This is a genomic window from Kitasatospora sp. NPDC028961 (genome assembly GCF_055564815.1).
In genome coordinates, this window is sequence record NZ_JBVHVO010000029.1 from 86,107 (window position 1) to 96,260 (window position 10,154).

Genomic DNA, 10,154 nt, shown 5'->3' on the forward strand with positions numbered 1-10,154 from the left:
ATAGTTGTGCTACGCCGTGAACAGCCGGTGCTCGTAAGCGCCGCAGCATGAGACAGGGGAGAGCCATGCACATCGGAGTGATCGGGGCCACGGGCACCATCGGCAGCCGCGTCGTCGCCGAAGCCCTCGGCCGGGGGCACCACGTCACCGCCTTCAGTCGGGACGCCACCCGGATCGAGGAGGCCCGGGCGAACGTCACCTGGAAGAGCGTCGACGTCCTCGACGCGGCCGGCGTCGCCGGCGTCCTGCCCGGCCTGGACGTGCTGATCAGCGGGTTCCAGCCCGGGAACGGCGCCCGCGACATCGCGGACACCGTGCGCCGCTCGATCGCCGACCCGACGGTCTACGCCACCGCCGCGCGGGCCCTGGTGAAGGCCCTGGAGAGTCACCCCCGGACCAGGCTGATCGTCATCGGCGGAGCGGGCAGCCTGGAGATCGAGCCGGGGCTGGTGCTGGCCGACTCCGACGAGCACCTGCACGGGATCCTCGCCGCACTCGGACTCCCGGAGGAGTACGCCGCCGCCGTGCGCGGAGGCCGGGACGCCCTGAACGTCCTGCGGCAGTCCAATCGGCTCTGGACGTACTTCAGCCCCGCGCAGGACATCGCCCCCGGCGAGCGCACCGGCCGGTTCCGGATCGGTGGCGACCAGCCGGTGGTCGACGCGGACGGGCGCAGCCGGATCTCGGCGGAGGACGCCGCCGTCGCCCTGGTCGACGAGGCGGAGCTGCCGCGCTTCGTGCAGCGCCGCTTCACCGTCGGCTACTGACCGGCGCCGACGACCGCGCCTCCCGGCCAGTGGCGGGAGGCGCGGTCGTCGGGCGTGGGGAGCGGGGGCGGGCGGCCCGTCAGGGCCGGCGGCGCAGGCCGGCGACGAGGAGCGCGGCCAGCGGGCGCGCGTCGTAGCGGGGGTCGCTGTCGGCGCCGATGCAGAGGTTGCCGATGCCGCGCATGAGTTGGTAAGCGGTGAGGTCGGAGTCGGTCTCGCCGGCGGCGGCCGCGGCGTCGAGGAGCAGGGTGCACACCGGCAGGAGGCGGTCGAGGAAGTAGGCGTGCAGGGACTCGAAGCCGGCGCTGTCGGTCTGCATCGCGGCGGCCAGGCCGTGCTTGGTGACCAGGAAGTCGACGAAGAGGTCGGCCCACCGTGCGAGCGCCGCGTGTGGTGACGGGCTGCTCGCCAGTAGGGCGGGGCCGGCCTCGGCGCACGCCTCCACCTGGTGGCGGTAGACCGCGATGACGAGGTCCGCCCGGGTGGGGAAGTGGCGGTAGATGGTACCGATTCCGACGCCGGCGGCGGCCGCGATGTCGCGCACCGGCGCCTCGACCCCCGAGGTGACGAAGGCCGCGGCGGCCGCGTCCAGCAGGGCCTGCTGGTTGCGCCGGGCGTCCTTTCGCTTGGACCCGGCTGCGCTCTCCGCGCCCTGGCCGCTGTCGTTCACCACGGCACTCCTCCCATGACCGACCCGGGCCGTGACGGACCTGGTCGACGACTGACGATCGATGGCTCTCGATCGGTGACGGACGGTCGGTGACCGACGATCGGCGACCGACGCTTGTAAAGCGGAACACTGTTCCGTATCGTTTGCGGAGCGAGGTTCCGTTTCGGCCATGATGGCAGAACACGGGGCCACCGGCCATGCCGTCCACCGGCTGTCCCGTCTCCACCGGACGGCGGAGCGCCCACGATCGCCGATTCCCGGCCCCGCGGCGGCGCCACCCGCCGCCGGGCCCACCGAAGTCACCTGCGCAGCGAACCCGAACGGAAGGCCCCACCATGTCAGTCCTCCACAGCACCGACGCAGCCGCCACGGTGCTCTCCGCCAAGCCGGTAATCCTGCCCGCCCCGGGCCGCGGCGAGGACCTCCAGGTCCGGGTGTCCGCCCCGGCGACCGGCCGCGGCCTGCCGGTGGTCCTCTTCTCGCACGGCTTCGGCTGGTCGATGGACGGCTACGCCCCGCTCGCGGACTACTGGGCCGCCCACGGCTTCGTCGTCCTGCAGCCCACCCACCTGGACTCCCGCACCCTCGGCATCCCGGCCGACGACCCGCGCACCCCGCGGATCTGGCGCCTGCGCATCGAGGACCTCACACGCGTACTGGACGGGCTCGACGTCCTGGAAGCCGCCGTGCCGGGCCTCGGCGGGCGCGTCGACCGCGGCCGGGTCGCCGTGGCCGGCCACTCCTGGGGCGCCCAGACGGCGAGCGCGCTGCTCGGCGCGCGAGTCCTGGACGCCGACGGCGTTCCCGGCGAGTCCATGGCCGATCCCCGGGTGAAGGCGGGCGTCCTGCTGGCGGCGGCCGGTCTGGGCGACGACCTGACCCCGTTCGCCGCCGAGCACCTGCCCTTCCTGAGGCCGTCCTTCGAGGCCATGACCACACCGGCCCTCGTGGTCGCCGGGGACCACGACCAGTCCCACCTGTCCACCCGCGGCCCGGACTGGTTCACCGACCCCTACACCTACAGCCCGGGCCGCAAGAGCCTGCTCACCCTGTTCGGCGCGGAGCACTCGCTCGGCGGCATCGTCGGGTACGAGGTCGCCGAGACGACCGACGAGAGCCCCGCGCGGGTCGCCCTGATCCGGCGGCTCACCACGGCCTTCCTCCGCAGCACCCTCCAGGCCGAGGACGCCGACTGGCAGGCGGCGCTCTCCGTCCTCGGGGCGGACCCCGAGCCGCTGGGCAGCGTCCGGAGCAAGTAGCCGGCCCGGCCGGCCCCGGACCTACGGCGTCCGGTCGGCCTCCCGGATGTCGTGGAGGTGGACCAGGACGTCGAAGGACGTGCCGAGCGCGACGTTCCCGGGCGGGTACGGGTACTGCGTGCCGTAGGTGCGGACGGGCCGGGTGCCGCTCAGCCAGGCCCTGGCGGCGGCCGGGGCGGTGCGGACGTCCAGGTAGAAGTCCCGGTGGCGGACCTGGTCGAGGGTGTACTCGCTCAGGTCCGAGGTGGGCGGCCCCGCGGTGAACGTCTTCCAGGGGCCGCCCAGGGCGGCGTCCTTGGAGAGGAGCGATCCCTGGTAGAAGGTGAAGCCGATCGGCAGGTAGTCGCGGCCCATCGTGTCGTTCAGGTAGGCGCCCTGCGTCCTGGGGTACAGCGCCGGGTCGCCGGCGAGGCGGCCGACGTGATCGTTGTGGGCGGAGAGCAGCACCTTCCCGCCGGTGCGCCGCTGCCACCAGGTGACGTTCTGCGCCATCACCTCGTCCCGGAAGCGTTCGAACTCGGGCAGCGTCGTGGCGTCACCGGGGTCGAGGGAGAGGAAGGTGGCGGTCTGGGCGACCGAGCGGGCGTTCTGCTCGGCCCAGGCGGCGGCCTCCGGGTCGCTGCCCCGCAGACCGCCGACCAGGTCGAGGGCCTGCTGGGCCTGCGCGGCGAGTCGCCGGCGCTCGGCGAGCGGCCGGCCCAGGTAGGCGAAGACGTCGTCGATCGGGCGCAGTCCGGTGTAGAGCGCGTCGAGCCGGGCGAGGGCCTGCGGGTCGGTCCGCCGCACGTAGTCGGTGATCCGGGCGAAGAACGCGTCGTCGAGCGAGGGCGCGCCGATGTCGTCGCCCATGAAGTGGACGGTGCGGTCCGGGTGGTGGCGGTTGTAGTCGCGCATCCACTCGATGAGGCTGACGAACTCCTCGCGGTCCCACGGGGAGTCGGCCAGGGCCGCCTTGGCGACGCTGCGGGCGTCGCCTCCCCGGCCGGTCTGCAGGTAGTCGTCGATCCGGAGCCCGGCGGACCAACTGAGTTCCAGGGCGAAGGTGGTGAAGCCCTTCTCCTCGACGAGGTGGCGGAAGACCCGCTCCTTCATGGCGAAGAACTCGTGGGAGCCGTGGGTGGCCTCGCCGAGCCCGACCACCTTCGCGTCGCCGATCATCGCCCCCAGGGCGCGCAGGTCGGCAGAGCCGCCGCCCGGTTCGGTCGAGCGCAGCGGGTGGGCCGCCCGGTCCAGCGCGCGGACCACGCCGCTCGTCCCGGCCGCTTCGACGGGTGCCGCCGCCGGCGCCGCCTGGGCCGCGACCGGAGCAAGGACCGCTCCGATCGCGACGACCGCCGCGGCCAGCAGCCCCCGCCGGCCGATGTGCTGGTCATGCCGTGCCATGTCTATGACCCCTCAACTCGCCTACCGTGTCGTGGGATCGATCATCGCCTGCGATTCCATGGCGGCGCGCTGCGGATGGCCTCCGATTGATGCGGGGGGGGGGGTTACCCCCGTGGGACGAGCGACAAAGGGGCAGCCCAGGCTGCCCGGACGGCCCGGCCGCACCGCCGCCGGGTTCACCGGGGCAGGGTGAGCGGGAGGCCCTCCTCGATGTGGCGCAGCAGCCGGCCCTGGGGGGCGACTCGCCGCCCGTCTCAGCCGCGGATGCGCCCGGACTGCTGTGAACGCGCCCGGAGGGTGCGCCGTGCGGGTGGACTACCGCCCCATCTCGGGTGGTCGGGTGTCGCCCGGTCGGGGGAGGGGGATCGCTGTGGGGCCGGAAGAGCCGGTGTCCTCCGTTGACGAAGGAACTGCCATGCGTCTTCGCACCTCCCTGACCGCCGTCGTCGGTGCGTTGTTGATCACTGTTTCGGTACCCACCTCCGCTCACGCCGCGACTGGCGACTTCCTCTACAAGACCCTTCTCGGCGTGGAGCACGTGATCCCGGACCCGCCGAGCCACGAGTGCATCAACGTCCCCGGGGTGAGCGAGCTGCTGGCCGCCCACGCGCCGAACAACTCGACGGACCGGACCGCCACGGTCTTCCGCGAGCTGGACTGCGGCGGCGACAACTTCCACGTGCTGCAGCCCGGTGACCACCCGGGGAACTTGGTCAGGTTCCGCTCGGTGGTCTTCGCCTGATCCGGACGGCGGCTTCGGGTGCGCCGGCCGAGCGGCCGAGGCATCCGAAGCCGCCGCGTGGTGCGGGCCGGGCGGTGAGCGCTACGGAGAGCCGCACCGCAGCGGCTACGCCCGACCGGCGCAGGCCGACGCGCGGGTGGTGGCCGGAGGTGGTCGACTGGGCCGGGCACGGCAGACCCCTTCGCAGCGGAGGCCATCATGGCGATCCTCGTGATCTTCGAACTTCCCGGTATGTCCCAGGCCGACTACGACCGCACCGCCGTTCTGCTGGGCAGTGCGTCCGGCAGGCTGACGAGCCTGTCCGACTGGCCCGTGCCGGGGCTCCTCTCGCACACCGCGGCACCCACCGCCGACGGCTGGCTCGTCGCCGACGTCTGGGAGTCCGAGGAGGCGTTCCAGCGGTTCGGCGAGGTCATCATCCCGATCCTGCGCGAGGTCGGCGTCACGGACGCGAAGCCGAGGATCTACCCCGTGCACAACCACGTGACCGGCTAGCCACGGCCGCGCCTGCCGCGGCGGCGCCGTCGACCGGTCGGACGGGCGTCTCTCCAGGGCCCGCCGCTCCTCCCCCGAGGAGTCGGCGGGCCTCGGCGTTCCCGGAGTCGTTTGCTGCGCCGCGTCGGCGGCGGCTGGGATGGCTGGCCCCCACCCACCGTCGATCACGGGTGGTCCGGGTCGGTGCCGGTGGGTGGGCCGGCGCGCGTGCCGGCGGGGGCTCGGTCGGGCTCCGGTAGGAGGGGGCGCTACTGGCCCACCCGGCCGTCGACGCACTCGCGCAGCAGGTCGGCGTGCCCGCAGTGCCGGGCGTACTCCTCGATCCGGTGCACCAGCAGCTCCCGGACGGCGATCCCGTCCTTCTCCAGGCGCGCGCCGAGGTCGGTGTGCCCGGCCAGCGCGGCGTCGGTCGCCGCCTGCTCACGCGCCAGGTCGGCGTACGCGGCGTCGACGGCGGACCGTTCGCCGACCACGTCGTCGAAGTCCGCGTCACGCCTGCCGTACAGCTTGGGCAGCGGCTCGGCGTCGTCCAGCCAGTTCCGCCAGTCCCGTTCGACCTCGGCGAGGTGGCGGACCAGGCCGAGCAGCGACATCGTCGACGGCGGGACCGACCGGCGGGCGAGCTGCTCCGGCTCCAGGCCCTCGCACTTCATCAGCAGGGTCGCACGGTAGTCCGTCAGGTAGCCCGTCAGCGTCGCGAGTTCGCCGTCCGGAGCGGGTCCGTCGCCGTTGCGCGGGTCGTGGTCCGGATCGACCCACATGTCGGGGTAGACGGTCGCCTGGGTCCATCGCACGGGTTGATCGTTCATACCGCCGATGGTCGCCAATGGGGGAGTGGGCCCGCCAGCGGATTTCTCGACGGCGGGCCGGCCGTGCTCCGCAGGCGGCGGGGCCACCCGGTCGGCCGAGCGCCCGGAACCGGCCGGACGCCGGGCAGCGGTCCGCGCGCCGCCCCGGGCGTTCCCCCGCAGGTCACTTTGGGTAGCACGATCATGACCATCCGTAGTGGATCGTGATGGTCCCGCACCGCCGCCGAGCGGCCACCCCGCCGCAGGTGACCGCCCCGGTGCGCGGCACGACGATGAGGAGCGGCGGTGTCGGAGCAAGGTCACCCGGGCCGGCGGCCCGACGCCGGCGACCCCGGGCCGGAGCCGGGCGCGACCCCCGCGCCGCACCCCGCGGCGCCGGGCGGCCCCGGGCCCGAGGACGCCCGCGGTGGGCTGGTCGCCCCCCGGCCCCCCGCCGACGGGGAAAGCGTCCCGGGGCGCGCCGGTCGCGGCGACACGCCCTGGCCGGACCGGATGCGGCCACTGGTGCGCATGCCGATGGCCGAACGCCCGCTCGCGGCCGACGGAGAACCGCGGCAGCGGCCCGGCCCGGCCGAGGCGTCGGGCGTCCTGGACCTCGCCCTGCGGGTGGGCGAGGCGCTGCTCGCCAGCGGCGAGTCCGCGGAGGACGTGGAGGGCGCGATGCTGGGCGTTGCCCACGCCTACCGCGTCTACCCCTGCGAGCCGCAGGTGACCTACACCCTGGTGGCGATCTCCTACCAGCCGACGCCGGACGTCGCGCCGCTGACGGCCGAACGGGCGGTCCGCCGTCCGGCCAGCGACTACACCCGGCTCGCCGCCGTCTTCCGCCTGGTCACCGCCATCACGGCGGGCGAGGTGGCGGCCGAGGAGGCCCGGCACCGGCTGACCGTCCTGCTCGGCCGCCGGCCCCCGTACCCGGGCTGGCTCCTCGTCCTCGCCTCCGGGCTGCTGGCCGGCTCCGCGACCCTGCTGGTCGGCGGCCGGGCCGACGGCCGGGCCTGGCTGGTCTTCGGGACCGCCTTCGTCGCCGCCCTGACCGGTGACCGGCTGGCCGCCCTGGTCGCCCGCCACGACCTGCCCGAGTTCTACGGCTTCGTGGCCGCCGCGACACCGGCCGCGACGATCGGCAGCCTGCTCTCGCTGAACGGGCTCCACCTGCGCGGCTCCGTGGTCATCACCGGCGGGCTGTTCGCCCTGCTGCCGGGCCGCCCGCTGGTGGCCGCGGCCCAGGACGGCCTGACCGGCTTCTACCTCACCGCGGCCGCCCGGCTGCTCGAAGTGCTGTACCTGATGGCCGGCATCGTGATCGGCGTCATGACGGTGCTCTACCTGGGCGTCAGCAACGACGCCGACCTGACCCCCGACGGGGCGCCGGGCAGCACGGTGAACCCGCCGCTCCAACTCGCGGCCGCGATGCTGCTGGCACTGACCTTCGCCGTCCTGCTGCGCACCGACCGGGCCACCCTGGCCCCGGTCGTCCTCAACAGCGCCGTCGGCTGGACCACCTACGCCGTCCTGGCGGGCGCCCGCGTCGAGCCGATCGTGGCCACCGGGCTCGCCGCCGGGCTGGTCGGCCTGTTCGGCCAGCTGATGGCCCGCTACCGGGCGATGTCCGCGCTGCCGCACGTCACGGCGGCGCTCGGGCCGCTCATGCCCGGCTCGGTGCTGTACTTCGGCATGCTCGCCTTCGTCCAGGGCCGGCCCGAGGCCGGGTGCAGCTGGGTCGGCCGGGCGTGCGCCACCGCGATGGCCCTGGCCATCGGTGTCAACCTCGGGGGAGAGGTGGCCCGCCTCTTCCTCCCGGCCTCGCGGCCGGCGTTCACCTCCCGGCGCCCCACCGGCCGCCACCGCCGCTGAGGGCCGCCGTCCTCCCGGCGGGCGCCGCCGGACCGACCGACGTAGGTTTCGGCCGGGGGCGCGCGTGCGAGGGCCCGACGAACGGCCGCCCGGGAATGGCGGCCGCGGGAGCGGGCAGCGAAGGACCGGACGCACCCCACCGCCGCCACCGCGGCCTCCGTACGGAAGGAGCGACACCCATGCCCGACTTCGACGCCTTCGCCGCCCTGCTGGACTACCCGGTGTACGTCGTCACCGCGGCCGCCGCCCGGGAGCGCGCCGGGTGCCTGGTCGGCTTCGCCGGTCAGTGCTCGATCCGGCCGGTGCGCTTCGCGGTGTGGATCTCCAAGGCGAACCACACCCACGCCGTCGCGTCGCGCGCGGAGTTCCTGGTGGTCCACCTGCTGCCCCGGCACCGCCACGACCTCGCCGAGCTGTTCGGCGGGCGCACCGGCGACGACACCGACAAGTTCGCGGACGTCCGCTGGACGCCGGGACCGGGCGGGGCGCCCGTCCTGGCGGACGCGGCGGCCCACTTCGCCGGCCGCGTCCACGGCCGGACCGACGGCGGCGACCACACCGGCTTCCTCCTCGACCCCGTCGACACCCGGACCACCGCGGACCGAGGGCCGCTCACCTTCCGCGACGTCACCGACATCGACGCGGGGCACCCCGCCTGACCGCGCACCGGCTCGCCCCCGGCGTGCCGGGGACGGTCCCGGTCCCCCGTCCGGCCGACCGCGCGGCCCACGTGCGGGTGACTCCGGCCCGGTTCCCTCCGCGTCGGCTGGACGGCGCGGTCCGGCCCGGCTCGGCTGGAGCGATGACCGACGAGACCCTGCCGCTCAACCTGGGTGAGCAGCTGATGGAACAGTTCCTCACCACGCGACGCACGCTCGACCCGGCCGACGTCCCGGTGCTGGCCCAGCAGTACGCCCAGACCCTCGGCATCGGCGTGAGCACCGTGTACCTGGCCGACATCCAGCAGAACCACCTGTTCGCCCTCGGCGGCAGTGCCGCCCTCCCGATCGAGGGCACGCTGGCCGGCTGGACGTACCGCACCGGGGGGCTGCGGGTGGCGGAGAGCGACGACGGCAAGCTGCTCGCCTGGTTCCCGCTGGTCGACGGCGCCGAGCGGCTCGGCGTCCTGGGCGTGCGGACCGCCGCGCTCGACAACGCCGCGGTGCGCCGCTGCCGGCTCCTCGCCGCGATGCTGGCGATGGTGATCACCTCGAAGCGCGACACCAGCGACAGCTACGCCCGGGGGACGCGGGTGGAGACGATGAGCCTGCCGGCCGAGATGCTGCGGGCCTTCCTCCCCCTGCGGACCGTCTGCAACGGCCAGGTCATCTCGACCGCCGTCCTGGAGCCCGCCTACGACCTCGGCGGTGACGCCTTCGACCACTCGCTGGCCGCCGGCGTCCTGCACGCCGCCGTGCTGGACGCGATGGGGCACGACCTCGCCTCCGGTCTGACCGCCGCGGTCGCCCTCGCGGCCTGCCGCAACGCCCGACGCAACGGCGCCGACCTCCCGGACCTCGTCGACACCATCGACGACGCCCTGCAGCGCTGGTTCCCGGACCGCTTCGCCACCGGCATCTTCGCCCGGCTCGACCTCGCCACCGGCACCCTGCACTGGTCCAACTGCGGCCACCCGCCCCCGCTGCTGATCCGGGGCCACGAGGTCGTCGCGGACGCCCTGACCCGGACCGCCGAGCCGCCGCTGGGGCTGTCGGGTCTGTCGGGCGGTCCGCGCGCCGTGCACACCTTCTCGCTCCGGCCGGGCGACCGGATCCTCCTCTACACCGACGGCGTCATCGAGGCCAAGGGCACCAACCACGAGATGTTCGGGCTGGAGCGCTTCGCCGACTTCGTCATCCGCGCCACCGCGGCCGGCGAGGCGGCCCCCGAGGCGCTGCGCCGTCTCATCCACGCCCTCCTGGAGAACCAGGACAGCACGCTGACCGACGATGCCACCATCATGATGATCGAGTGGCAGCCGTCCGACCTGCCGGCCTCCGACCCCGACCGGCTCCCGTGACGCCCGCCCCGGCGCTCCCGGCACGGGGTCGGCCGGTGCTCCCGGCGGGGGAACGGCCCGGGGGGGGGGGGGGGGGGGGGGGGGGGGGGGGGGGGGGGGGGGGGGGGGGGGGGGGGGGGGGGGGGGGGGGGGGGGGGGGGGGGGGGGGGGGG

The 10,154-nt window shown here is 74.8% G+C and carries 10 protein-coding genes; 7 read left to right on the forward strand and 3 right to left on the reverse strand.

Features of this window, described 5'->3' with window-relative positions; genetic code table 11:
• Positions 1-65 precede the first annotated feature (65 nt).
• Complete coding sequence (locus tag ACZ4UX_RS31670) at positions 66-767, forward strand: NAD(P)-dependent oxidoreductase (protein WP_465709137.1); 702 nt, start codon at positions 66-68, stop codon at positions 765-767.
• Positions 768-846: 79 nt separating this feature from the next.
• Here ACZ4UX_RS31670 and ACZ4UX_RS31675 read toward each other — a convergent pair whose 3' ends face one another.
• Positions 847-1,437: a TetR/AcrR family transcriptional regulator gene (locus ACZ4UX_RS31675; protein WP_465709148.1), complete on the reverse strand. Its 591-nt coding sequence runs from the start codon at positions 1,435-1,437 to the stop codon at positions 847-849.
• Positions 1,438-1,772: 335 nt separating this feature from the next.
• On the opposite strand from ACZ4UX_RS31675, the gene ACZ4UX_RS31680 reads away from it, so the two are divergent.
• Positions 1,773-2,696 (forward strand): alpha/beta hydrolase family protein, encoded by a 924-nt coding sequence (locus tag ACZ4UX_RS31680; protein WP_465709138.1) that lies wholly within the window; start codon positions 1,773-1,775, stop codon positions 2,694-2,696.
• Between the two features lie 21 nt (positions 2,697-2,717).
• Here the strand turns inward: ACZ4UX_RS31680 and ACZ4UX_RS31685 are convergent, their stop codons facing one another.
• Positions 2,718-4,079: an erythromycin esterase family protein gene (locus tag ACZ4UX_RS31685; RefSeq protein ID WP_465709139.1), complete on the reverse strand. Its 1,362-nt coding sequence runs from the start codon at positions 4,077-4,079 to the stop codon at positions 2,718-2,720.
• A gap of 415 nt (positions 4,080-4,494) precedes the next feature.
• Here ACZ4UX_RS31685 and ACZ4UX_RS31690 point away from each other — a divergent pair, with 415 nt between their 5' ends.
• Together ACZ4UX_RS31690 and ACZ4UX_RS31695 are read left to right on the forward strand one after the other, a co-directional pair.
• Complete coding sequence (locus ACZ4UX_RS31690; protein ID WP_465709140.1) at positions 4,495-4,821, forward strand: hypothetical protein; 327 nt, start codon at positions 4,495-4,497, stop codon at positions 4,819-4,821.
• 198 nt (positions 4,822-5,019) lie between these two features.
• Positions 5,020-5,316, forward strand: coding sequence for a hypothetical protein (locus ACZ4UX_RS31695; protein WP_465709141.1), 297 nt, complete (start codon positions 5,020-5,022; stop codon positions 5,314-5,316).
• Between the two features lie 248 nt (positions 5,317-5,564).
• Here ACZ4UX_RS31695 and ACZ4UX_RS31700 read toward each other — a convergent pair whose 3' ends face one another.
• The gene (locus ACZ4UX_RS31700) at positions 5,565-6,125 is read right to left on the reverse strand and encodes a DinB family protein (protein ID WP_465709142.1); all 561 of its coding nucleotides are present in this window, start codon (positions 6,123-6,125) and stop codon (positions 5,565-5,567) included.
• Between the two features lie 510 nt (positions 6,126-6,635).
• Here ACZ4UX_RS31700 and ACZ4UX_RS31705 point away from each other — a divergent pair.
• The 3 genes from ACZ4UX_RS31705 to ACZ4UX_RS31715 all read left to right on the forward strand — a co-directional run bounded on the left by ACZ4UX_RS31705 (position 6,636) and on the right by ACZ4UX_RS31715 (position 10,002).
• Positions 6,636-7,982 carry a threonine/serine exporter family protein gene (locus ACZ4UX_RS31705; protein WP_465709143.1) on the forward strand — a complete coding sequence of 449 codons (1,347 nt, stop codon included), beginning with the start codon at positions 6,636-6,638 and terminating at the stop codon, positions 7,980-7,982.
• Between the two features lie 179 nt (positions 7,983-8,161).
• Positions 8,162-8,641 carry a flavin reductase family protein gene (locus tag ACZ4UX_RS31710; protein WP_465709144.1) on the forward strand — a complete coding sequence of 160 codons (480 nt, stop codon included), beginning with the start codon at positions 8,162-8,164 and terminating at the stop codon, positions 8,639-8,641.
• A gap of 143 nt (positions 8,642-8,784) precedes the next feature.
• Positions 8,785-10,002 carry a PP2C family protein-serine/threonine phosphatase gene (locus ACZ4UX_RS31715; protein WP_465709145.1) on the forward strand — a complete coding sequence of 406 codons (1,218 nt, stop codon included), beginning with the start codon at positions 8,785-8,787 and terminating at the stop codon, positions 10,000-10,002.
• Positions 10,003-10,154 lie beyond the last annotated feature (152 nt).